The following is a 22,509-nucleotide window of genomic DNA, read 5'->3' as shown; positions in this document are numbered from 1 at the left end:
GTGCGGGCCAGGACCTGCACGAACCCCGGGCCCATGAGGTCCGGGCGCACCAGGAATGGAACCACCCGTGAGCAAGGAAGCCGTGGAATCGGCACAGGCCACCACCCACCCCCAGGTGGCCCGGACGCCCGCGGACGCGGGCGACGCCGGTTACAGCAAGGACCTCAAGGCGCGCCACGTCAACATGATCGCCATCGGCGGCGCCATCGGCACCGGCCTCTTCCTGGGCGCCGGCGGCCGCCTGCACAACGCGGGCCCGGCACTCGCCCTGGCCTACCTGGTCTGCGGAGTCTTCGCCTTCTTCGTGGTCCGCGCCCTCGGCGAACTGGTCCTGTACCGCCCGTCCTCCGGGTCCTTCGTGAGCTACGCGCGCGAGTTCCTCGGCGAGAAGGGCGCCTACGTCGCCGGCTGGATGTACTTCCTCAACTGGTCGACCACCGGCATCGCCGACATCACCGCGATCGCGCTCTACACGCACTACTGGAGCATGTTCACCTCCATCCCCCAGTGGGTGCTGGCGCTGATCGCCCTCGCGGTGGTCCTCGCCGTGAACCTGATCTCGGTGAAGATCTTCGGCGAGATGGAGTTCTGGTTCGCGATCATCAAGGTCGCCACCCTGGTGAGCTTCATGCTGGTCGGCATCTTCCTGCTCGCCACCCAGCACGACGTCGACGGCACCCAGCCGGGCCTGAGCGTCATCACCGACCACGGCGGCGTCTTCCCGCACGGCATGATGCCGGTAGTCCTCGTCATGCAGGGCGTGATCTTCGCCTACGCCGCCCTCGAGCTGGTCGGCGTCGCCGCCGGTGAGACCGCCGAGCCGGAGAAGGTCGTCCCGCGCGCGGTCAACTCGATCATGTGGCGCGTCGGCCTGTTCTACGTCGGCTCCGTCGTGCTCCTCGCCCTGCTGCTGCCCGGCTCGGTGTACTCCGCCGACCAGAGCCCGTTCGTGACCGTGCTGTCCAAGATCGGCATCCCGGCGGCCGGCGACGTGATGAACCTGGTCGTGCTGACCGCCGCCATGTCCTCGCTGAACTCGGGCCTGTACTCCACCGGCCGCATCCTGCGCTCGATGGCCATGGCCGGCTCGGCACCGAAGTTCACCGCCCGCATGAACAGCAGCCAGGTCCCCTACGGCGGCATCCTGCTGACCTGCGCGGTCTGCGTGCTCGGTGTCGGCCTGAACTACATGGTGCCCAGCCAGGCCTTCGAGATCGTGCTGAACGTCGCCTCCCTCGGCATCATCAGCACCTGGGTGATCATCATGATCTGTCACCTGGTGTTCGTCCGCCGTGCCCGCGCGGGCCTCGTGGACCGGCCGCACTTCCAGCTGAAGTTCAGCCCGGTCACCGAGATCGCCACGATCGCCTTCCTGCTGGTCTGCCTCGGCATGATGTGGAACGACCCCGACGTCGGCCGCAAGACCCTGTTCCTCCTCCCGGTGATCGCCGTCATGCTGGTCGCCGGCTGGTTCGCCGTCCGCCGCCGGGTGTCGCAGAACACCGACCGGGAGCTCTCGCAGCTGACGAAGTAGCGGCTCAGCGCCACTGTCAGTGCCATCGCCCACGGTGGCGGCATGTCGGAGATCACGTATGTCCGGGGTGACGCCACCGTGCCGTCGGTCAACGGCGCCACGGTGATCGCCCATGTCTGCAACGACATCGGGGGCTGGGGGAAGGGCTTCGTCCTGGCGCTCTCACGGCGCTGGCCGCAGCCGGAGGCGGCCTACCGGGCCTGGCATCGCGACCGCGCGCACAACGATTTCGGGCTCGGCGCGGTCCAGCTCGTCCAGGTCGACCGGCAGGTGTGGGTGGCCAACATGATCGGCCAGCGCGGCATCAGGACCGGCAGCAAGGGCGTGCCCGTTCGCTATGAGGCGATCGACGCCGCCCTGGCCCGCCTCGCCGGCGAAGTGATCGAACGGGGCGCGTCCGTGCACGTGCCCCGCATAGGCTGCGGCCTGGCGGGCGGCAGATGGTCCCGCACCGAACCCTGATCACCGAACGGCTGGTGCGGCGGGGGATCGCAGTCACGGTGTACGACCACGGGGAGGGCGGCGGATGACCGGGCGAACGGATGTCCTGGTGGTGGGCGGGGCGGGCGTGGACACGATCATCCACGTCCCCGAACTGCCCCTGCCGTACGCCGACAGCTACATGATCGACTCCGGGATCCGCACCCGCGCAGGGCAGACCGGCGACTTCGTCGCCCTGGGCCTGGCCGCGCTCGGCCTGGACACCCACCACCTCGATCTGCTCGGCGACGACCCGGAGGGGGACCTCGTCCGGGCCCTGCACCACGAGCACGGCATCCCCCTCACCGCCCTCCCGCAGCCCGCCGGGACAAAGCGCGCGGTCAACCTCGTCGGCCCGGACGGACGCCGCATGTCCTTGTACGACACCAGCCGCGCCCACCCCGACGACCGCTTCCCCGAGGACACCTTGCGCGCGCTGGCCACCGCCGGCCGGCACGTTCACGTGACCATCACCCAGCCGTGCGCCCACGCCCTTCCGGTCCTCCGCGACACGGGCGTGCCGCTCTCCACGGACCTGCACGACTGGGACGGCGAGAACACGTACCACGAGCCGTTCGCGTACGCGGCGGACGTCGTCTTCCTGTCCGCCGCCACACTGGCCGACCCCGAGCGGACCATGCGGCACATCGCCGAACGCGGCCGGGCCGAGACCGTCGTCGCCACCGCGGGAGCGGAGGGCGCGTATCTGCTGGCCGACGGCGAGCTGACCCGGGTACCGGCGGTGGCGCCGCCCACGCCGGTGGTCGACTCCAACGGCGCGGGGGACGCCTTCGCCGCCGCGTTCCTCTACGGCCGGCTCAGTGGCGAGCCGCCCGAGCGATGCGCCCGGTACGGGGCGATCGCGGGGGCCTACGCGTGCACCGTCCCGGCCTCCCGCGCGGACGCGATAGGCCGGGACGCGCTCCTCGAAGGGGCGGCCGAGACGAGCCGGTAGGGCGCCCGGGGTCAGTGCCCGTGGACGTCGTTCGTGGCCTCGATCCTCTTCCACGACTTCGGCTGCGCGGCAGCCGTACCGGTCTTCACCAGGGACCGTGCCGCGGGCGCGGCCGGCTTCGACGGCTGGAACAGCCAGGTGTCGAACAGCGCGGACAGGGGCTTGCCGGACACCTGCTCGGCGTACTTCTGGAAGTCGGCCACCGAGGCGTTGCCGTACGCGTGCTCCTTCGGCCAGCCCTTCAGGATCGCGAAGAACGCGTCGTCACCGATCTCGTTGCGCAGCGCCTGGATGGCCAGCGCGCCACGGTCGTAGACGGCGATGTCGAACTGGCCGTCCGGACCCGGGTCGCCGGGCTTGACCGTCCAGAACGCGTCGCCGGCCGGGTGCGAGGCGTACACGTAGTCGGCGAGCTCCTGCGTGGTGCCCTCGCCCTCGTGCTCGGACCACAGCCACTGCGCGTACCGCGCGAAGCCCTCGTTGACCCAGATGTCCTTCCAGCCCTTCAGTGACACGTCGTCGCCGTACCACTGGTGGGCCAGCTCGTGCACGACCACAGAGGTGTTGGAGCCGTTCGCGAACTGCTTCGGGCTGTAGTAGACGCGGGTCTGCGTCTCCAGCGCGTACCCGGTGGTGGTGTTCGGCACATACCCGCCGGCCGAACTGAACGGATACGGCCCGAAGTAGCCGCTCAGCCAGTCGACCAGTTCCCCGGTGCGCTCCACGCTCGCCCGCGCGGCCCCGTCGTTGTCGCCGAGGTCCTTGCTGTAGGCGTTGATGACGGGCACACCGCCGTCGGAGGTGCTCGTGGTGATGTCGAACCCGCCGAGCGCGAGCGTGGCCAGATAGGTCGCCTGCGGCTTGTTCTGCCGCCAGGTGTAGCGGGTCCACCCCAGCTTCGAACTGGTGGACTGCAGCGTGCCGTTGGAGATGGCCTGGGTGCCGTCCGGCACGGCCACCGACACGTCGTAGGTCGCCTTGTCGCTCGGGTGGTCGTTGCTCGGGAACCACCACCAGGCGGCCTCGGGTTCGTCGGCCGCGACCGCGCCGTCGGGTGTGCGGTGCCAGGCGGTGAAGCCGTACGCGCTCTTCGCCGACGGCACTCCGCCGTAGCGGACGACCACCGTGATCGGCGTGCCCTTCGCGATCGGCGTCTTCGGGGTGACGACCAGTTCGTGCTGCCCCGAGGACGCGAAGGCCGCCTTGGCGCCGTTGACCCGCACCTCGCTGACGTCCAGCAGGAAGTCCAGGTCGAAGCGGGAAAGGTCCTGGGTGGTCTTCGCCAGGATCGTCGCCGTGCCCTGCAACTCGTCCGTCTTCGGCTGGTACTGCAGCCTCAGGTCGTAGTGCGAGACGTCGTAGCCGCCGTTGCCGTAGTACGGGTAGTAGGGGTCGCCGATGCCCGGCGCGCCGGGGGAGTAGCTCGCGGCCGATGCCGGGATCGCCAGCAGGAGGGAGGCCGCCGCGAGTGCGCCCGGCGCGATGATTCTGCGGTGCACGTCAGCTCCAAGTCGTCAGGACCGTAAGTCCGTTCGGAGAAGTCTGTTCGCAGCCTATTCAGTCCCTGCGGCCCCTGACCTGTCCATGGCCTCTCCTGTCACACGATCGCCATTCAGCCGTCACGAGCGCCCCGCGTCCCTCAGATGCCCTCTTTTGCGCGTGAGTTGTCCGGAGTACCGTCCGCGCATGCCGACACGCACGCGCTTCACGATCTGGAGATCGCTCGCGACAGCAGCCGTCGCCACCCTGACGGCGCTCTTCCTCACCCCGGCCGCCGCCCACGCCGCGCCCCCGCGCGAGAGCCGGCCCGTCTACTCCTACGCCGACGCCGTCCGCGAGTCGGTGTGGGTGGACACGGGCCTCGACGGGGACCGCGACGGGAAGAGCGACCGCGTCGCCGCCGACATCGTCCGGCCCGCCGAACCGGCCCGGCAGGGCCGCAAGGTGCCGGTCATCATGGACGCCAGCCCGTACTACTCCTGCTGCGGGCGCGGCAACGAGAGCCAGCGGAAGACGTACGACGCGAACGGAAACGTCGTCCGTATGCCGCTGTTCTACGACAACTACTTCGTGCCCCGCGGCTACGCATTCGTCGGCGTCGACCTCACGGGGACCAACCGCTCCGACGGCTGCGTCGACGTCGGCGGCCGCTCCGACATCCAGTCCGCGAAGGCCGTCGTCGACTGGCTGAACGGCCGCGCCAGGGCCTACACCAGCCGCACCGGCGGCACACCGGTCAAGGCCGGCTGGACCAACGGCCGCACCGGCATGATCGGCAAGAGCTGGGACGGCACGATCGCCAACGGCGTCGCCGCCACCGGCGTCAAGGGGCTGAAGACCATCGTCCCGATCAGCGCCATCTCCTCCTGGTACGACTACTACTTCGCGCAGGGCGCCCCGCTCTACGACGGCGGCCCCGACGAACTGGCCGGCCTTGTCGAGAGCGACGACGCGCGGGCCCACTGCGCGGCCGTACGGAAGAAGCTCGCCGACGGCAGCCCGCGCAGCGGCGACTGGACGCCGCTGTGGACCGAGCGGGACTACGTCAAGGACGCGGCCAAGGTACGCGCCAGCGTGTTCGTCGTACACGGCATGCAGGACCTCAACGTCCGCACCAAGCACTTCGGCCAGTGGTGGGACGCCCTCGCGAAGCACGGTGCCGAGCGGAAGATCTGGCTGTCCCAGACCGGGCACGTCGACCCCTTCGACTACCGGCGCGGCGCCTGGGTCGACACCCTGCACCGCTGGTTCGACCACGAACTGCTCGGCTACGACAACGGCATCGACCGCGCACCGACGGCCGACATCGAACGCCACCCGGACCAGTGGGTCACCTCCAAGGCCTGGCCGCCGCACGGCACCGGCACCACCACCCTGCACCCCGCCTCCGGCACCCGGGCCGGCGTCGGCACGCTCGGCCTGCACCCGGCCGGTGGCTCCGAGACCTTCACCGACGACCCGAAGCTGAGCGAGACCGACTGGGCCGCGCACCTCACCACGTCCACCCCCGAGAAGGCCGGCTTCCTCACGGCACCGCTCACCCGCGACCTGCGCCTGTCCGGCTCCTCCACGGTGACGGTCACCGCCACCCCGACCACCGCCGCGGCCCACCTGACCGCCGTCCTGGTGGACCTCGGTCCCGACACCATCCGTGACTACGCCGACGACGCCGAGGGCATCACCACGCTCACCGACCGCACCTGCTGGGGCGCGAGCACGTCCGGGGACAGCGCCTGCTTCAAGGAGACCAGGGCGAAGACAGCCGACGTCGACTACACCGTCTTCAGCCGCGGCTGGGCCGACCTCGGCCACTACGCCTCCCTCGGCAAGGGCGTCCCGCTCACCCCGGGCAAGGCGTACACGATCACCCTCGACCTCGCGGCCACCGACCACGTCGTCCCCAAGGGACACCGCCTGGCCCTGATCGTCGCCGGCACGGACAAGGGCCTCATCGACCCTCCCCCCAGCTCTTCGAGCAGGGCGTCCTCCCGGTCCACCAGGCCGACGCTCACCGTGGCCCTGTCCGGCACCAGCGCCAGGCTCCCTCTGGCCGGTGGCGCGGCGGCCTTCGCCCGCGCCACCTACGGCAGCGCCTTCGCGGTCCCCGCGCCGGCCGACCTCGACGGCGTCCGCGCACCGCGCACCGCCCCGCACATCCCGGCGGGCTGACGCCTCAGGCGGCCGGGAACGCCAACCCGGCCGCCTCCCGGGCGCAGCCCCAGGCGACCGTGATCCCGGCGCCGCCATGGCCGTAGTTGTGCACCAGCGTGCGGCCGTCCGGCAGGGACTGCCGTTCCAGCCGTACCGCCTCGCGGGCCGGCCGCAGCCCCACCCGGTGGGCGAGCACCCGCGCACCGGCGATCTCCGGCCGGACCGCCGCGCACCGGGCCACGATCGCCGCGGCGGTGTCCGGGTCCGGTTCCAGGGACCAGTCGCCCTCCTCGGCCGTACCGCCGAGCAGGAGTCCGCCGGGCTGCGGGATGAAGTAGGTGGAGGCCGCCGACGAGTGGTCGACCGAGGTGAACCAGGTGGTGACGCCCGGGTTCACCACGACGACCAGTTGCCCGCGCACCGGACGCACCCCAGGGTCCGGCACCAGCGAACGAGCCCCGAGACCGGTGCAGTTCACCACCACGGCGGCCGGCACGGCGGTCAGGTCGGTCACCTCCCGCTCCTCCACCGCCCCACCCGCCTTCACCAGCCGCTCCCGCAGCCATGCCAGGTGCGCGGGCATGTCGATCACGGGCAGCCGGGCCGCCAGTCCACCGGCCACCGCCCGCAGCCCCGGCACCCGGCCCGCCCACGCGCCCAGTTCGTCCAGCCGGACCCCGTGTTGTACGCCGTCGACCAGGCGTACGCCCGTCTCCTCCGGACGCGCCGCCAACTCCTCGTACACGGCGAGGGACGTCAGCGCCCAGGCACCGACCAGCGGCTCCGGTTCGATGCGGTACGGCCACCACAGGCCGCCGGCGACCGCCGAGGTCGTACGACCGGCGGGCTCCCGCGCCCAGACCCGGACCCGCCGCCCCGACTCGGCCAGCACCACGGCCGTCGTCAGCCCGGCGACCCCGCACCCGACCACGATCACTTCGTCACTCGGCTCGTTGTCCACGCCAGGACGATAGGCCCTGCCCGGGCGAAAATGTCATGCCGCGCTCACATCCGCCCCGGCGTGGGGATACTCACAGCATGTCTGCCGCATACGCGACCTTCGGCCTGGCACCGGCGATGCGCGCCGGTGGTGTCCTGGCCGACGGCGGCTACCGGATCCACCGCGACTTCGTGGACTTCGTCGTGGACGGCCGTCCGCTGCTGTTCCGGCTGTCCGACCTGGACGCCGTCTCGCCGCTCGCCTCCGACGTCCCGCCGGCCATCTTCACCGCGCAGGTGCGCGCCCTGCTGCTGGAGGCCGAACCACCGCTCCCGGACGGCCGGTTCATCATCTACGGCTGCCCCGAGTGCGAGGACCTGGCCTGCGGGGCGGTCACCGCCGTCATCGAGCGCGACGGCGAGGACTACATCTGGCGGGACTTCGCCTGGCAGACGGGCGCCACCGCCGACCTGGAGCTCAACGGCTACCACGGCACGGGGCCGTTCCGGTTCCACGGCTCCGAGTACCGCGCGGCCCTGTCCGCGCTGATCGACGGCGCCGACGGCCCGCCCGCGCCCCGCCGCCGGGTCCTGCTGATCGGCGCCCGGGTCGCCGTCCTCGCCCGGCTGGCCGCCGCCCTGCGCACCATCGGGATCGGGGCCGACATCACCCAGGACGCCCGGGAGGTCCCCGCCGAGGAACTGCGCGGCTACCACGCCGTCGCCTTCGGCCGCGCGGTCGGCGAGGCGGAACGGGCGGCCGTACTGCGGGCGTTCGACCGGGCCGGGGTCGAGGTGGCCCATGTGGACGGCCTGGCCCCGATCGTGCCGCTGCTCGTCGCGCAGATCGAGCACGCCCTGGACCGCAGCGTGCCGGCGCAGCGCCGGCTGACCGGCCTGGCCGCCGCGGACGGCACCGCGGAGATCGAGGTGGCCTCCCCGTGCCGGGTGCACGTCACCGCGTACCGCCTCGACCGGTTCCACCGCACCCACACCCAGGACGTGTTCGACGGCACCCTGGAGCCCGGCCGCCACCGCCTCGCCCTGGACCCCAAGGCGCTCAAGGGGGAGACGTACCTCGTCGCCCGCACCACACAGGGCGTCCTCACGACGCCGGTCCTCCGGCGGCCTCCCGGCTGAGGCGCGCTCGCCCCGGCCTGGGAGGTCTCGGGTGAGGTGTGCGTGTCTCGGCCTCAGGAGGCTCCGGGCCGAGACACGGGTGTCCCATCCGGCCAGGCTCCGGTTCGGGCCCGGGTGTCCGGTGCGGGGAGTCTGCGGCTTGGGCTCGGGTGGCCGGTGCGGGGAGTCTGCGGCTCGGGTGTCCCATCCGGCCGGGCTCCGGTTCGGGCTCGGGTGTCCGGTGCGGGGAGTCTGCGGTTCGGGCTCGGGTGTCCGGTGCGGGGAGTCTGCGGTTCGGGCTCGGGTGGCCGGTGCGGGGAGTCTGCGGTTCGGGCTCGGGTGTCCGGTGCGGGGAGTCTGCGGTTCGGGCTCGGGTGTCCGGTGCGGGGAGTCTGCGGTTCGGGCCCGGGTGTCCGGTGCGGGGAGTCTCCGTCCGGGCTCGGGGAAACCCGGCTGAGGCCCGGGCGTCCGGCCCATTAGGATCGGCGTCCTGATGACTGCCACCCTCGTCGCCAAGAACCTCGCCGCCGGGCACGGCGACCGCTCCCTCTTCTCCGGTCTCGACCTCGTCGTCGCGCCCGGTGACGTGATCGGGCTGGTCGGCGCCAACGGTGCGGGCAAGTCCACCCTGCTGCGCCTGCTCGCCGGGCTGACCGCACCCGAGCAGGGCGAGCTGCGGCTGTCCCCGCCGACCGCGACCGTCGGCCACCTGCCGCAGGAGCCCGAGCGCAGGCCGGGGGAGACCGTCCGGGCGTTCCTGGCCCGCCGCACCGGCGTCACCGCGGCGCAGCGCGTGATGGACGAGGCCACGCAGGCCCTGGTCGACGGCGCGCCCGGCGCCGACGACGCCTACGCGACCGCGCTGGAACGCTGGCTCGGTCTGGGCGGCGCCGACCTGGAGGAGCGCGCGGAGGAGGTCGCCGACTCCCTCGGTCTCGCCGTGGACCTGGACCAGCCGATGACCTCCCTGTCCGGTGGCCAGGCGGCCCGCGCCGGCCTCGCCTCCCTCCTGCTGTCCCGCTACGACGTCTTCCTGCTCGACGAGCCCACCAACGACCTGGACCTCGACGGCCTGGAGCGCCTGGAACGCTTCGTCACCGGCCTGCGCGCGGGTACGGTCGTCGTCAGCCACGACCGCGAGTTCCTCACCCGCACCGTCACCAAGGTCCTCGAACTCGACCTCGCCCAGCAGCAGATCAACCTCTACGGCGGCGGCTACGCGGCCTACCTGGAGGAACGCGAGACGGCCCGCCGGCACGCCCGCGAGGACTACGAGGAGTACGCCGACAAGAGGTCCGCCCTCCAGGACCGCGCCCAGATGCAGCGGGGCTGGATGGACAAGGGCGTGAAGAACGCTCGGCGCAAGGCCGGCAACGACAACGACAAGATCGGCCGCAAGTTCCGCAGCGAGGCCAGCGAGAAGCAGGCCGCCAAGGCCCGGCAGACCCAGCGCATGATCGAGCGCCTGGACGTGGTGGAGGAGCCGCGCAAGGAGTGGGAACTGCGCATGGAGATCGCGTCCGCCCCGCGCTCGGGCGCGGTCGTGGCGACGCTCCGGGACGCCGAGGTCCGGCGCGGCGACTTCACCTTCGGTCCCGTGTCCTTGCAGATCGACTGGGCGGACCGGGTCGCGGTCACCGGAGCCAACGGCGCCGGCAAGTCCACCCTGCTCGGCGCGTTGCTGGGCCGCGTCCCGCTCGACTCCGGACACGCGGCCCTCGGCTCGGGCGTCCTGGTCGGCGAGGTCGACCAGGCCCGGGGGTTCTTCCACGGCCCCGAGACGCTGTTCGACGCCTTCCGGGCGGCCGTCCCCAACACCGATCCCGTCGAGGTCCGCACCCTGCTCGCCAAGTTCGGCCTGAAGTCCGGCCACGTACTGCGCCCGGCCGCCACCCTCTCCCCGGGCGAGCGCACCCGTGCCGCCCTCGCGCTGCTCCAGGGCCGGGGCGTCAACCTCCTCGTCCTGGACGAGCCGACGAACCACCTGGACCTTCCGGCAATCGAACAGCTGGAGTCGGCCCTCGACGCCTACGAAGGCACGCTGCTCCTGGTCACCCACGACCGGCGCATGCTGGACGCGGTCCGGGTGACCCGGCGCCTGGAGGTGGCGGACGGCAAGGTGACCGAGCGTTAGAGCGGGTTCCCGGCCGGGCTCCGGGCCCAGCGGGCGGCGGCTTCCTGCGCGGCCCGCTCGACCCGTTCGAGGTGTCCGGGATCATGGGGCGCCACATTCAGCCCGCCCGGCCGCTGCCCCACCGCCCCGTCGGCCAGTTCCCGCACGATGTCGGCGTGTCCGGCGTGCCGCTGGGTCTCGGCGACCATGTGGGTGAGGGCCCGGTGCAGGGTCACCTCGTTCCCCTGGCTGCCCGGGATCCGGCCCACCGCGTCCAGTGGCAGCACGGCGATGGTCTCGTCGGCGTGTGTCCAGGCCGTCCGGTACCGGTCGACGATCTCCTGCCGGGATTCGTCGGCACGCGCCCACAGATCCGCGTCCGGCTCCGCTTCCCCGGTGATCCACAGCGGCGTGCCGTCGAAGGGCCGCCCGAAGGTCGCCCCGAAGTACAGCGCCTCGGCGCCGGTCAGATGCTTGACCAGGCCCAGCAGATTGGTCCCCGTCGGGGTCAGGGGGCGGCGCACGTCGTACTACGACAGCCCCTCCAGCTTCCACAGCAGGACGTCGCGCGCGTCCTGGAGGTACACCCGCAGGTCTTCTTTCGGATCGGTCATGGGGCAAGTCTGCCGAGCGGATGATCTCGGTCCAGTGGTTTTCGAGCGGGGACGGCACAGGGGCCGGAAGCCGTGCGGCTCCGGCCCCTGTCCCGGTCAGCGCTTCTTCGGGTCCAGCAGGCCCGCCCGGCGCAACGCGTCGGCCATCGCGCCGTTGGCCGGGGCCGGCGCCTGCCGTCCGCCCCGGTCGCCGCCACCACGGCCCTGCCGCTGCCCCTGGCCACTCTGCCCCTGGCCACCCTGCCGCTGCCCCTGGCCACCCTGCCGCTGCTGGGGCGGCCGGGCGCCGCCACCGCGCTGCTGCCGGCCGCCGCCCTGCCCCTGCGGGGCGGCCTCGTCGTCCAGCCGCAGGGTCAGCGCGATCCGCTTGCGCGGGATGTCCACGTCGAGGACCTTCACCTTGACGATGTCACCCGGCTTCACGACATCACGCGGGTCCTTGACGAACGTCTTCGACATCGCCGAGACGTGCACCAGACCGTCCTGGTGGACGCCGATGTCCACGAACGCGCCGAAGGCGGCCACGTTCGTGACCACGCCCTCCAGCACCATCCCCGCGGACAGGTCGGAGATCTTCTCCACGCCCTCCTTGAAGGTGGCCGTCTTGAAGGCGGGGCGCGGATCGCGGCCCGGCTTCTCCAGCTCCTTGAGGATGTCGGTGACGGTCGGCAGACCGAAGGTGTCGTCCACGAAGTCGGCGGGCCGCAGCGAGCGCAGCACGCCCGTGTTGCCGACGAGGGAGGCCACCTCCTGGCCTGTCGTCTTCACCATCCGGCGCACCACCGGGTAGGCCTCCGGGTGCACGCTGGAGGCGTCCAGCGGGTCGTCGCCGCCGCGGATCCGCAGGAAGCCCGCGCACTGCTCGTACGCCTTCGGACCGAGCCGCGCCACCTTCTTCAGCGCGGAACGGGACATGAACGGGCCGTTCTGGTCGCGGTGCGCGACGATGTTCTCGGCGAGCCCGGTGGAGATGCCCGACACCCGCGACAGCAGTGGCACGGACGCGGTGTTGACGTCCACGCCGACGCCGTTCACACAGTCCTCGACGACCGCGTCCAGCGAGCGGGACAGCTTCACCTCGGACAGGTCGTGCTGGTACTGGCCGACACCGATCGACTTCGGGTCGATCTTCACCAGCTCGGCCAGCGGGTCCTGCAGACGCCGGGCGATGGAGACGGCGCCGCGCAGCGAGACGTCCATGCCGGGCAGTTCCTGCGAGGCGTACTGCGACGCGGAGTACACGGACGCCCCCGCCTCGGACACCATCACCTTGGTGAGGTTCAGCTCCGGGTGCCGGGCGATGAGTTCACCGGCGAGCTTGTCGGTCTCCCGGGACGCCGTGCCGTTGCCGATCGCGACCAGCTCGACCGCGTGCTCCTCGGCGAGCCGCGCCAGCTTGGCGATCGCCTCGTCCCACTTGTTGGCCGGGACGTGCGGATAGATCACGTCCGTGGCGACGGCCTTGCCGGTCGCGTCGACCACGGCGACCTTCACACCGGTACGGAAACCGGGGTCCAGGCCCAGCGTCGTGCGCGTGCCGGCCGGTGCGGCCAGCAGCAGGTCGCGCAGGTTCGCGGCGAACACGTTCACCGCCTCGTCCTCGGCGGCCGTCCGCAGCCGCAGCCGCAGGTCGATGCCCAGGTGGACGAGGATACGGGTGCGCCAGGCCCAGCGGACCGTGTCCGTCAGCCACTTGTCGGCGGCACGGCCCCGGTCGGCGATCCCGAACCTGGAAGCGACGATCCCCTCGTACGAGGACGGGCCCTCCGTCGCCTCCTCCGGCTCCAGGACGAGGTCCAGGACCTCCTCCTTCTCGCCGCGCAGCAGCGCCAGGATCCGGTGCGAGGGCAGCTCGGTGAACGGCTCGGCGAAGTCGAAGTAGTCGGCGAACTTGGCGCCCGCCTCCTCCTTGCCCTCCCGCACCTTCGCGGCCAGCCGCCCGCGCACCCACATGCGCTCGCGCAGCTCGCCGATCAGGTCGGCGTCCTCCGAGAACCGCTCGGCCAGGATCGCCCTGGCGCCCTCCAGCGCGGCCTGCGGATCGGCGACGCCCTTGTCCGCGTCCACGAACGCGGCTGCGGCCGCCGCCGGATCGACCGTCGGATCGCCCAGCAGCCCCTCCGCGAGGGGCTCCAGGCCCGCCTCGCGCGCGATCTGCGCCTTGGTGCGCCGCTTGGGCTTGTAGGGCAGGTAGATGTCCTCCAGGCGCGCCTTGGTCTCGGCGCTCCGGATCCGCGCCTCGAGCTCCTCGGTGAGCTTGCCCTGCTCGCGCACCGACTCCAGGATGGCGGTCCGCCGCTCCTCCAGCTCCCGCAGATAACGCAGCCGCTCCTCGAGCGTGCGCAGCTGCGCGTCGTCGAGCATCTCGGTCGCTTCCTTGCGGTAGCGGGCGATGAAGGGCACCGTCGAACCGCCGTCGAGCAGCTCCACCGCGGCCTTCACCTGCCGCTCCCGCACGCCGAGTTCCCCGGCGATCCTGCCTTCGATGGACCCTACGAGGGGTGTCGTCACGATCCCGTACCGCCTTCTCCACTGAGGTTGCGCGGCAATTGTGGCAGGTGACACCGACAACCGGGGATCAGGGCGGCGCCCGGCGGGGCGCCGAGCCCTGCCTCAGGCCCGGCTCCCGCGCGCCGAGGACGACGCCCCGCCGAACAGCCGGGCGAGCGCCCGGAACGGCAGCGTGACCACCGTGGCGATGGCCCCGCCGATCTGCCGCAACACGTCTGCGATGGCACGGAACACGAAACCGTCTCCTTCCCGCCCGGTCCCGGTGACCAGGCGGAGATCGGGTACCTGCGCGAAGCGCCCTGGAGCCCCGCATGGCAGGAAAGGTGGGGAACACGTCATTGCGGCCACGCGCACGTCCTCGAAGAATCGGAGGCATGCCGCAGCGCACCCTCCTCCTCGTCCTCTTCGACGGCGTGCAGAGCCTCGACGTCACCGGCCCCCTGGAAGTCTTCACGGGTGCCGAGAACCACAAGCCGGGGACGTACCGCATCCGCACGGCATCCCTGGACGGCGGTCCCGTGCGCGCCTCCAGCGGTCTGACCCTCGTACCGGACGAGGCGCTCACCGAGGCGCCCGACCCGGACACCCTGCTGGTCCCCGGCGGTCACGGCACGCGCAGCCCCGATCCGCGGCTGACCGAGTGGCTGCGCACGCACGGCCCGCGCGCGCGGCGCCTGGTGTCCGTCTGCACCGGGTCGATCCTGCTCGCCGCCGCGGGACTGCTCGACGGCCGCCGGGCGACCACCCACTGGGCCTACTGCGACAAGCTCGCCCGCGACCATCCGGCCGTGCGGGTGGACCCCGAGCCGATCTACGTCCGCGACGGGCACGTGTCCACCTCGGCGGGCGTGACCTCCGGGATCGACCTCGCCCTCGCCCTCGTCGAGGAGGACCTGGACCGGGACGTCGCGCTCGCCGTCGCCCGGCACCTGGTCGTCTTCCTGCGCAGGCACGGCAATCAGGCGCAGTTCAGCGTCCAGCTCGCCGCCCAGACCGCGCAGCGCGCACCCCTGCGAGAGGTCCAGCGGTGGATCACCGAACACCCCGCCGACGACCTGACGATCGAGGCGCTGGCCGCCCGCGCCCGGCTCTCGCCGCGTCACTTCGCCCGCGCCTTCCGGGAGGAGACCGGCATGACACCCGGCCGCTACGTCGACCGGGTCCGCCTCGAACACGCCCGGCGGCTCCTGGAGGACACCGTCGGCGGCATCGAGGAGATCTCCCGCGCCAGCGGCTACGGCACCCCCGAGGCCATGCGCCGCGCGTTCGTCGGATCGCTCGGTACACCGCCCACGGAATACCGCAGACGTTTCCACCCGGCGTCCGCTCACTGAGACCGGCGTCCGCCGGCTGGAAGGGAATCCCCATGCAGATCGCCATGGTCGTCTACGACCGCTTCACCGCCCTGGACGTCGTGGGACCCTACGAGGTCCTCAGCCGTCTGCCCGGCGCACAGGTCGACTTCGTCGCCGAACGGCCCGGCCCCGTGCGCACCGACACGGGCTTTCTCGCCCTCACCGCGGACAGGGCGCTGGACGAGGTGACGCGTCCCGACATCGTCGTGGTCGCCGGAGGCCCCGGCACCGCCGGCCAGATGGAGAACCCGGCCTTGCTGGAGTGGCTGCGCGTCGCCGACGCGGCGAGCACCTGGACCACCTCGGTCTGCTCGGGCTCACTCCTGCTCGCGGCCGCGGGCCTGCTGAGGGGCCGGCGCACCACCAGCCATTGGGACGCCCTGGACCTGCTGACGACGTTCGGTGCCGAACCGACGGGCGAGCGGGTCGTCACCGACGGCAAGTACGTCACCGCGGCCGGCGTCTCCGCCGGCATCGACATGGGCCTCATGCTGGTCGGCACCCTCGCGGGCGACGAACACGCCCAGGCGGTCCAGCTGTTGATCGAGTACGACCCGCAGCCGCCCTACGACGCCGGTTCGCCGCAGAAGGCGCCCGCGCACCTCGTGGAGGGGTTCCACACCCGGTTCAGCCTGCCGCGGACACGCTCCAGGTGAAGCGTGGCTGCCTGCGCTCCAGGAACGCGGCGACCCCTTCCGCGGTGTCGCCGCCGCCGCGCGCCTGCTCCGCCCAGTGGGCGTCCCGGTCGGTGCGGCCGTTCGCGAACTCCTTCGCGGCGGCCTGGGTGAGCTGCGAGCGGGACGCCAGGGTGCGGGTCAGCTCGGCGACCCGCTCGTCCAGCTCCCCCTCGGGCAGCACCTCGTCCACGAGTCCGGTGCGCAGTGCGCGCCGAGTGTCGATCAACTCGGCCGTGAACAGGAGGTACTTGGCGGTGGCCGGTCCCACCAGCGACACCAGCCGCCGGGTCGAGGACGCGGGGTAGACGATGCCCAGCCGCGCCGGTGTCACCCCGAACAGCGCGCCCTCCTGCGCCAGCCGCAGATCGCAGGCCGCCGCGAGCTGCGCCCCGCCGCCCACACAGTGCCCGCGCACCGCGGCGAGGGTCGGCTTCGGGAACGCGGCCAGCGCCTCCTCGGCCGCCACCGCGAGTTCCTGCGCCTCCTGGGGCGATCCCCGGAGCGTCGAGATGTCGGCGCCCGCGCAGAAGGTCCCGCCCTCCCCGGTCAGCACCAGCGCCCGGACACCCGGGTCGCGCGCGAACCGGTCCAGCAGCGGCGGCAGCGCCCGCCACATCGCGGCCGTCATGGCGTTGCGCTTGGCCGGGTGGCGGATGACCACGGTGGCGACACAGTCGGCGACCTGGTGCGTCAGCTGGGGCTCCATGGGCCGGATGGTAGCGGCAGCCCGGTCGGCGCCCCCGGCCGCCCCGGTGATCATGGCCGGCCCTCGGGACCTGGCAGAGCACCGGCAAGCCAAACCCGTACAACCCGAATAGTTCGCGAACCAGGCGGCCGGGGGACAGGAACAGTCCCACCCGGGGCCATGTCATACGCAGGCGGTCAGAAACCGTTCGATACCAGCTGACTTGTGTTCAGTCCGGTTGGCCGGAGCGGATTGTTACCAACACTCGACGTGTGGTGACAATCGAGCGCGAGGGTGGCGACCGGACGATGGACAACCACGGGCGCGGGGACGGCCCGCGCCCAGCGGGGGGCGCCGAACGGCCGCCCGATCCACTGCCGTACGAAGGGGTCTGGCGGTTCACCGCCTCCGCGGTGGACGCCTCCGTCCCGCAGGCGCGACGCGCGGTACGGGACCTGCTGCTGCGCCAGGGCGTACCGGTCTCCGACGACCTGGCCTACGGCCTGCTGCTGATCGTCTCCGAACTGGTCACCAACGCGGTCAAGCACGCGGCGCTGCTGTCGCCGATGCTGGCCGTGGAGGTGGCCGTCGGAGCCGAGTGGGTGCGGGTGTCCGTGGAGGACAACCACCCCTACCGCCCGACCGCCCTGGAGGCCGACCACGGACAGACGGGCGGCCGGGGGCTGCTCCTGGTCCGCGAGGTGGCCCGGGAGGCGGGCGGGGTGGTCGACGTGGAGCACACGGCGAGCGGCGGCAAGGTGATCTGGGCCGCCCTGCCGCTCAAGCCCGCGATCCTCACGTAGGGACGTGCGCGGGCCTACCAGCCGGCGGACGGGCCCGTCAGCTCCCTGACCGCCGGACGGGCCGCGTCCAGCACGGTCATGAACCAGGCCGAGAACGGATCCCGGGCATGCCGCTCCGCCAGCTCGGCCGCCGTGACGAAGGCGGTCGAGGCGACCTCCTCCTCGTCCGGCGCGAGCGGCGCCTGCACCAGGCCGACGAACAGGTGGTTGTACTCCTGCTCCACCAGTCCCGAGGCCGGGTCCGGGTGGTTGTAACGGACCGTGCCCGCCTCCGCCAGCAGCGACGGGGACACGCCCAGCTCCTCGTACGTGCGCCGGGCCGCCGCCGCGAACGGCGCCTCACCGGGACTGGGATGGCCGCAGCAGGTGTTGGACCACACACCGGGCGAGTGGTACTTGCCGAGGGCCCGCTGCTGGAGCAGCAGCCGGCCGTGCTCGTCGAAGAGGAACACCGAGAACGCGCGATGCAGCTGCCCCGGTGGCTGGTGGGCGGCGAGCTTCTCCGCCGTACCGGTCGTCACACCCTTCTCGTCGACCAGTTCCAGCAAAATCGCCTCTGCGGTGCCGTTCGACGAGCTGTGCGTCGCGGTGGCAGGTGTGATCGGCATACCCATCCTTCGCCTCGGTCTTCGCACTCCAAGTCTGCCGTACGAATCCGGCACTCCCGGCACTTCCCGGCACGTCCGCGCGCGGCGCGGCACCGGAAGCGGGACCCGGTGGATCATCGTGCCCGGCAACCGCCGCCGGGAACCGACCGGCGGCGCCGTACGGCGGTGCGCGCGGTCAGTGGCACAGCCGTGCCTCGTGCGCCGCGTGCCCGCCCGGCTCCAGCTGGAAGGTGCAGTGCTCCACGTCGAAGTGGTCACCGAGGCAGCCCTGCAGTTCGTGCAGCATCTTCTCGTTGCCGATGGCGTTCAGCACCTCGGAGCTGACCACCACGTGCGCCGACAGCACGGGCATGCCGGAGGTGATGGTCCAGGCGTGCAGATCGTGGACGTCCTCCACGCCGTCCAGCGCCAGGATGTGCGCGCGGACCTCCATCATGTCGACGTCCCTGGGGGCCGCCTCCAGCAGCACGTCCAGCGTCTCGCGCAGCAGCTTCAGCGTCCTCGGCACGATCATCAGCCCGATCACCAACGAGGCGATGGGGTCGGCCGGCTGCCAGCCGGTGGCCAGGATCACGCCCGCCGAGATCAGCACGGCCACCGAGCCGAGCGCGTCCGCGGCCACCTCCAGGAAGGCGCCGCGCACATTCAGGCTCTCCTTCTGCCCGCGCATCAGCAGCGTCAGCGAGACCATGTTGGCGACCAGGCCGAACAGACCGAACACGATCATCTGGCCGCCCCGGGTGTCCGCGGGCGTGACGAACCGCTCGACCGCCTCGTAGAGGACGTATCCGCCGACACCGAGCAGCAGCACGCAGTTGGCCAGCGCGGCCAGGATCTCGGCGCGGGCGTAGCCGAAGGTGCGGTTGGTGCTCGCCGGGCGGTTCGCGAAGTGGATCGCGAGCAGGGACATGCCGAGGCCCACCGCGTCGGTCGCCATGTGCGCCGCGTCCGCGATCAGCGCGAGCGAGTCCGCGACCAGGCCGCCGACCACCTCGACCACCATGACCGCGAGCGTGATGCCCAGCGCGATGCGCAGCCGCCCCTGGTACGCGGCCGCGGCCGTACCCGTGGCCGGCGCATGGGAGTGCGCGTGCCCGTGGTCGTGCCCTGCCCCCATGACTACCGCCCTTCCTGTACTCGGAAAGCCAGTGAACTACGGGTGGGGGGTATCGGGCAACGCGGCACTGAACACCGTTGTCATCTGCCCTGACCTGCGGAAACGTTCCGCAGGTCAGGGCGGTCCCGGCTCACCTGCCGTGATGCCGCCGCCAGCCCCGCCAGGCCGAGTCGACCATCTCCCGCACGCCCCGCCGGGCGCGCCAGCCCAGTTCCTCGGCGGCCCGCTCGGCCGAGGCGACCGCGCGCGGCGCGTCCCCCGGGCGGCGCCCCTCCACCAGGGGCGGCCGGCGGTCCCCGGTGACCTCGCCGACGACCTCGATCAGCTCCCGCACCGAGACACCTTCGCCCCGGCCGATGTTCAGCGTCAGATCGCCGGACAGGTCCCCGCCGGCGAGCCGCCGGGCCGCCGCGAGGTGGGCCTCGGCGAGATCGGCCACGTGGATGTAGTCCCGGACACAGGTGCCGTCCGGCGTCGGGTAGTCGTCGCCGAAGATCCGCGGGGCCTCGTCGCGGGTGAGCCGGTCGAAGACCATCGGCACGATGTTGAACACGCCGGTGTCCGCAAGCTCGGGCGCGGCCGCGCCCGCCACGTTGAAGTAGCGCAGGCACACGGTGGAGATTCCGTGCGCCTGCCCCGCCGCCCGCACCAGCCACTCCCCGGCCAGCTTGGTCTCGCCGTAGGGGTTCACCGGGGCACAGGGGGTGTCCTCGGTGATCAGGTCCACGTCCGGGTTGCCGTACACGGCCGCCGACGAGGAGAACAGCAGCCGGCGGATGCCCGCCTCGGCGACCGCGTCCAGGAGCGTGGCCAGACCGCCGACGTTCTCCCGGTAGTAACGGGTGGGCTCGGCCACGGACTCGGCGACCTGCTTGCGTGCCGCGAGATGGACCACACCCGTCACGCCGTACTCGGCGAACACCCGCCTCAGCCGGTCCCCGTCCAGCGTCGAGCCCTCGACGAGCGGGACCTCGGCGGGCAGCCGCGCGGGGACGGCGGCCGACAGGTCGTCCAGCGCCACGACGCTCTCCCCGTCGGCGGCCATGGCGCGTGCCACATGCGCCCCGATGTATCCGGCTCCGCCGGTGATCAGCCACGTCATGGTCGTCCACCCTATGCCGAGGCCGACGGGTGTCCTGGATGCCCGGGTCTGCCCCCATGGGTTTGTGGGCCGGGCCCCGGATCCCCGATGATGATCGCGGCAAAGGCCGGGGCAGGCCCCGTGGACCACCCCGTGAACGGCCGGTGAACACGGGCTTCGACCCATCCGATAGCCTCTGCCGACATGCCGCCCGGGTGCCGCAGGCCGGGGCGCCCCACCATGCAGAAGACCGGCGCCCGCGCGCCCGGCACCCAGGGAGTGAGTTCGGTTGTCGACCGCCATCGTCACCGGTCCGCCGGTCCCCGGATCGTCGCTCGAGAACGATCTGCGGTCGCTCGGCTTCGACATCCGGGTCGCCGCGGACGCCACCGAGGCCGAGACCCTGCTCGCCGCCGCTCCCGCCACGGACCGCGTGGCCCTGGTCGACGCCCGCTTCGTCGGCCACCCGCACGCCCTCCGCCTCGGCCTGACCGACCCGCGCTTTCCGCTCGCCGCCGTCCCCGGCGCCGTCACCGCCCAGCCGGCCGCCCGGCAGGCACTGACCCGGGCCGTGGCCCGCGAGACCTCCGCCCGCGGCGGCACCGCGCCGGCCGTGGACGGCCTCGCCGACCGCGTCGTCACCGCCCTCGACGCCGACGGCAGCGAGGTGCACCATCCCGAGCTGGGCAGCCTCGTCGCCGCCGTCCCCGCCGACCCGCAGGCCCGCAACGAGGCCCGGCAGTCCGTCGCCGCCGTGGACGACGAGGCCGTCCGCCTGAAGTCGGCCGTGAAGTCCCGCGACGGGTTCTTCACCACGTTCTTCATCAGCCCGTACTCGCGCTACATCGCCCGCTGGTGCGCCCGCCGGGGCCTCACCCCGAACCAGGTCACCACCGCCTCGCTGCTCACCGCGCTCATAGCGGCCGGCTGCGCGGCCACCGGCACCCGCGGCGGGTTCGTCGCCGCCGGTGTGCTGCTGATCGCCTCGTTCGTGCTGGACTGCACCGACGGCCAGCTCGCCCGCTACGCCCTGAAGTACTCCACGCTCGGCGCCTGGCTCGACGCCACCTTCGACCGGGCCAAGGAGTACGCCTACTACGCGGGCCTCGCCCTCGGCGCGGCCCGCGGCGGTGACGATGTATGGGCCCTCGCCCTCGGCGCGATGATCCTGCAGACCTGCCGGCACGTGGTCGACTTCTCCTTCACCGAGGCCAACCACGACGCCACCGCCAACACCAGCCCCACCGCCGCCCTCTCCGACAAGCTCGACAGCGTCGGCTGGACGGTCTGGGTGCGCCGCATGATCGTGCTGCCGATCGGTGAGCGCTGGGCGCTGATCGCGATCCTGACCGCGGCCACGACCCCCAGGATCACCTTCTACGTGCTGCTCATCGGCTGCGCCTTCGCCGCCACCTACACCACGGCCGGCCGCGTGCTGCGCTCGGTGACCCGCAAGGCCCGGCGTACCGACCGCGCGGCACAGGCCCTCGCCGACCTCGCCGACTCGGGCCCGCTCGCCGAGGCCGTCAGGCGTGTGGCGAAGAGGGGCCTGCCCGGTGTCGTCGTGCCCGTCGTGGCACTGCTGGGCGGCGCCGCCGTCGTGGCCTGCTCGGCCCTCACCGACTTCGGCGGTGTGCTGCCGGTCGCCGGCGCCCTCGGCTACGTCCTCACCTCGGCCCTGGCCGTCGCCCGCCCCCTCAAGGGCGCCCTCGACTGGCTCGTACCGCCGGTCTTCCGGGCCGCCGAGTACGGCACCGTCCTCGCCCTCGCGGGCAAAGCGGGGGTGAACGGTGCCCTTCCTGCGGCTTTCGGCCTCGTGGCCGCCGTCGCCTACCATCACTACGACACGGTGTACCGCATCCGCGGCAACGCCGGAGCGCCCCCGGCCTGGCTGGTGCGCGCCATCGGTGGGCACGAGGGGCGGACGCTGCTCGTCGCCGTCCTCGCCGCGGTGCTCACCGCCTCTCAGTTCAAGGTCGCGCTCACGGTTCTCGCCGTGGCCGTCGCCGTGGTGGTGCTCGTCGAGAGCATCCGCTTCTGGGTGTCCGCTGGGGCGCCCGCCGTACACGATGAAGGAGAAACCGCATGATCGGCCTCGTGCTGGCGGCCGGCGCCGGGCGGCGTCTGCGTCCCTACACCGACACCCTGCCCAAGGCCCTGGTGCCGGTGGGTCCGGAGGGCGCGGAGGACTCGCTCACGGTCCTGGATCTGACGCTGGGCAATTTCGCCGAGGTGGGTCTGACCGAGGTCGCGGTCATCGTCGGTTA

The 22,509-nt window shown here is 72.3% G+C and carries 18 protein-coding genes and 2 pseudogenes; 11 read left to right on the top strand and 9 right to left on the bottom strand.

Annotated features, from left to right (window positions below):
* The first annotated feature begins 67 nt into the window (after nt 1-67).
* The 3 genes and pseudogenes from AC07C1_RS33385 to AC07C1_RS33375 all read left to right on the top strand — a co-directional run bounded on the left by AC07C1_RS33385 (nt 68) and on the right by AC07C1_RS33375 (nt 2,969).
* Nucleotides 68-1,534, top strand: coding sequence for an amino acid permease (locus AC07C1_RS33385; RefSeq protein ID WP_478945185.1), 1,467 nt, complete (start codon nt 68-70; stop codon nt 1,532-1,534).
* Between the two features lie 42 nt (nt 1,535-1,576).
* A pseudogene (locus AC07C1_RS33380) lies at nt 1,577-2,064 on the top strand (macro domain-containing protein).
* On the top strand, nt 2,061-2,969 hold the full coding sequence (locus AC07C1_RS33375) for an adenosine kinase (RefSeq protein ID WP_478945183.1): 909 nt from the start codon (nt 2,061-2,063) through the stop codon (nt 2,967-2,969). Before AC07C1_RS33380 ends, AC07C1_RS33375 begins: the two are co-directional and overlap by 4 nt.
* A gap of 11 nt (nt 2,970-2,980) precedes the next feature.
* On the opposite strand, the gene AC07C1_RS33370 is transcribed toward AC07C1_RS33375, so the two are convergent.
* On the bottom strand, nt 2,981-4,468 hold the full coding sequence (locus AC07C1_RS33370) for a M1 family metallopeptidase (protein ID WP_478945181.1): 1,488 nt from the start codon (nt 4,466-4,468) through the stop codon (nt 2,981-2,983).
* 187 nt (nt 4,469-4,655) lie between these two features.
* On the opposite strand from AC07C1_RS33370, the gene AC07C1_RS33365 reads away from it, so the two are divergent.
* A complete protein-coding gene (locus tag AC07C1_RS33365; RefSeq protein ID WP_478945179.1) occupies nt 4,656-6,638 on the top strand; it encodes a Xaa-Pro dipeptidyl-peptidase in 1,983 nt (660 codons plus the stop codon).
* Nucleotides 6,639-6,642: 4 nt separating this feature from the next.
* On the opposite strand, the gene AC07C1_RS33360 is transcribed toward AC07C1_RS33365, so the two are convergent.
* Complete coding sequence (locus tag AC07C1_RS33360) at nt 6,643-7,557, bottom strand: FAD-dependent oxidoreductase (protein WP_478945313.1); 915 nt, start codon at nt 7,555-7,557, stop codon at nt 6,643-6,645.
* 101 nt (nt 7,558-7,658) lie between these two features.
* On the opposite strand from AC07C1_RS33360, the gene AC07C1_RS33355 reads away from it, so the two are divergent.
* Together AC07C1_RS33355 and AC07C1_RS33350 are read left to right on the top strand one after the other, a co-directional pair.
* The gene (locus AC07C1_RS33355; RefSeq protein WP_478945177.1) at nt 7,659-8,699 is read left to right on the top strand and encodes an oxidoreductase; all 1,041 of its coding nucleotides are present in this window, start codon (nt 7,659-7,661) and stop codon (nt 8,697-8,699) included.
* Nucleotides 8,700-9,171: 472 nt separating this feature from the next.
* On the top strand, nt 9,172-10,812 hold the full coding sequence (locus tag AC07C1_RS33350) for an ABC-F family ATP-binding cassette domain-containing protein (protein WP_478945175.1): 1,641 nt from the start codon (nt 9,172-9,174) through the stop codon (nt 10,810-10,812).
* On the opposite strand, the pseudogene AC07C1_RS33345 reads toward AC07C1_RS33350, so the two are convergent.
* The 3 genes and pseudogenes from AC07C1_RS33345 to AC07C1_RS33335 all read right to left on the bottom strand — a co-directional run bounded on the left by AC07C1_RS33345 (nt 10,809) and on the right by AC07C1_RS33335 (nt 14,150).
* Nucleotides 10,809-11,405, bottom strand: a pseudogene (locus AC07C1_RS33345) (DinB family protein). The gene AC07C1_RS33350 and the pseudogene AC07C1_RS33345 sit on opposite strands and share 4 nt — an antisense overlap.
* A gap of 96 nt (nt 11,406-11,501) precedes the next feature.
* Nucleotides 11,502-13,916 (bottom strand): Tex family protein, encoded by a 2,415-nt coding sequence (locus AC07C1_RS33340; protein ID WP_478945173.1) that lies wholly within the window; start codon nt 13,914-13,916, stop codon nt 11,502-11,504.
* A gap of 102 nt (nt 13,917-14,018) precedes the next feature.
* Entirely contained in the window at nt 14,019-14,150 is a 132-nt protein-coding gene (locus tag AC07C1_RS33335; RefSeq protein ID WP_014676189.1) for an LPFR motif small protein, read from the bottom strand.
* Between the two features lie 140 nt (nt 14,151-14,290).
* On the opposite strand from AC07C1_RS33335, the gene AC07C1_RS33330 reads away from it, so the two are divergent.
* Together AC07C1_RS33330 and AC07C1_RS33325 are read left to right on the top strand one after the other, a co-directional pair.
* Entirely contained in the window at nt 14,291-15,250 is a 960-nt protein-coding gene (locus tag AC07C1_RS33330) for a GlxA family transcriptional regulator (RefSeq protein ID WP_478945171.1), read from the top strand.
* 32 nt (nt 15,251-15,282) lie between these two features.
* Nucleotides 15,283-15,927, top strand: coding sequence for a DJ-1/PfpI family protein (locus AC07C1_RS33325; protein WP_478945169.1), 645 nt, complete (start codon nt 15,283-15,285; stop codon nt 15,925-15,927).
* On the opposite strand, the gene AC07C1_RS33320 is transcribed toward AC07C1_RS33325, so the two are convergent.
* On the bottom strand, nt 15,899-16,654 hold the full coding sequence (locus AC07C1_RS33320) for an enoyl-CoA hydratase/isomerase family protein (RefSeq protein WP_478945167.1): 756 nt from the start codon (nt 16,652-16,654) through the stop codon (nt 15,899-15,901). The genes AC07C1_RS33325 and AC07C1_RS33320 overlap by 29 nt on opposite strands.
* Before the next feature lie 287 nt (nt 16,655-16,941).
* Here AC07C1_RS33320 and AC07C1_RS33315 point away from each other — a divergent pair, with 287 nt between their 5' ends.
* Nucleotides 16,942-17,436 (top strand): ATP-binding protein, encoded by a 495-nt coding sequence (locus tag AC07C1_RS33315; protein ID WP_478945308.1) that lies wholly within the window; start codon nt 16,942-16,944, stop codon nt 17,434-17,436.
* A 14-nt stretch (nt 17,437-17,450) separates the two neighbouring features.
* Here the strand turns inward: AC07C1_RS33315 and idi are convergent, their stop codons facing one another.
* The 3 genes from idi to galE form a co-directional block, all read right to left on the bottom strand.
* Nucleotides 17,451-18,044: an isopentenyl-diphosphate Delta-isomerase gene (gene idi / locus AC07C1_RS33310; protein WP_478945166.1), complete on the bottom strand. Its 594-nt coding sequence runs from the start codon at nt 18,042-18,044 to the stop codon at nt 17,451-17,453.
* 175 nt (nt 18,045-18,219) lie between these two features.
* Complete coding sequence (locus AC07C1_RS33305) at nt 18,220-19,161, bottom strand: cation diffusion facilitator family transporter (protein WP_478945164.1); 942 nt, start codon at nt 19,159-19,161, stop codon at nt 18,220-18,222.
* Nucleotides 19,162-19,291: 130 nt separating this feature from the next.
* Complete coding sequence (galE, locus tag AC07C1_RS33300) at nt 19,292-20,263, bottom strand: UDP-glucose 4-epimerase GalE (protein WP_478945162.1); 972 nt, start codon at nt 20,261-20,263, stop codon at nt 19,292-19,294.
* Nucleotides 20,264-20,531: 268 nt separating this feature from the next.
* Between galE and AC07C1_RS33295 the strand changes: the two genes are divergently transcribed.
* Entirely contained in the window at nt 20,532-22,331 is a 1,800-nt protein-coding gene (locus AC07C1_RS33295) for a DUF5941 domain-containing protein (RefSeq protein ID WP_478945160.1), read from the top strand.
* A partial coding sequence (locus AC07C1_RS33290) for a sugar phosphate nucleotidyltransferase (protein WP_478945158.1) occupies nt 22,328-22,509 on the top strand: 182 nt, incomplete at its 3' end. The genes AC07C1_RS33295 and AC07C1_RS33290, both read left to right, overlap by 4 nt.

It is taken from the genome of Streptomyces sp. NPDC045022 (genome assembly GCF_056432605.1).
Note: the sequence above shows the minus strand (reverse complement) of the source record. Positions and strands in the feature narration are given on the sequence as shown.

Excerpts from the sequence above, each read along its gene's own strand:
- AC07C1_RS33375 (WP_478945183.1), top strand. The coding sequence starts at position 2,061 with ATGACCGGGCGAACGGATGTCCTGGTGGTGGGCGGGGCGGGCGTGGAC.
- AC07C1_RS33365 (WP_478945179.1), top strand. The coding sequence starts at position 4,656 with ATGCCGACACGCACGCGCTTCACGATCTGGAGATCGCTCGCGACAGCA.
- AC07C1_RS33355 (WP_478945177.1), top strand. The coding sequence starts at position 7,659 with ATGTCTGCCGCATACGCGACCTTCGGCCTGGCACCGGCGATGCGCGCC.
- AC07C1_RS33350 (WP_478945175.1), top strand. The coding sequence starts at position 9,172 with ATGACTGCCACCCTCGTCGCCAAGAACCTCGCCGCCGGGCACGGCGAC.
- AC07C1_RS33330 (WP_478945171.1), top strand. The coding sequence starts at position 14,291 with ATGCCGCAGCGCACCCTCCTCCTCGTCCTCTTCGACGGCGTGCAGAGC.
- AC07C1_RS33325 (WP_478945169.1), top strand. The coding sequence starts at position 15,283 with ATGCAGATCGCCATGGTCGTCTACGACCGCTTCACCGCCCTGGACGTC.
- AC07C1_RS33320 (WP_478945167.1), bottom strand. The coding sequence starts at position 16,654 with ATGGAGCCCCAGCTGACGCACCAGGTCGCCGACTGTGTCGCCACCGTG.
- AC07C1_RS33315 (WP_478945308.1), top strand. The coding sequence starts at position 16,942 with ATGGACAACCACGGGCGCGGGGACGGCCCGCGCCCAGCGGGGGGCGCC.
- idi (WP_478945166.1), bottom strand. The coding sequence starts at position 18,044 with ATGCCGATCACACCTGCCACCGCGACGCACAGCTCGTCGAACGGCACC.
- AC07C1_RS33305 (WP_478945164.1), bottom strand. The coding sequence starts at position 19,161 with ATGGGGGCAGGGCACGACCACGGGCACGCGCACTCCCATGCGCCGGCC.
- galE (WP_478945162.1), bottom strand. The coding sequence starts at position 20,263 with ATGACGTGGCTGATCACCGGCGGAGCCGGATACATCGGGGCGCATGTG.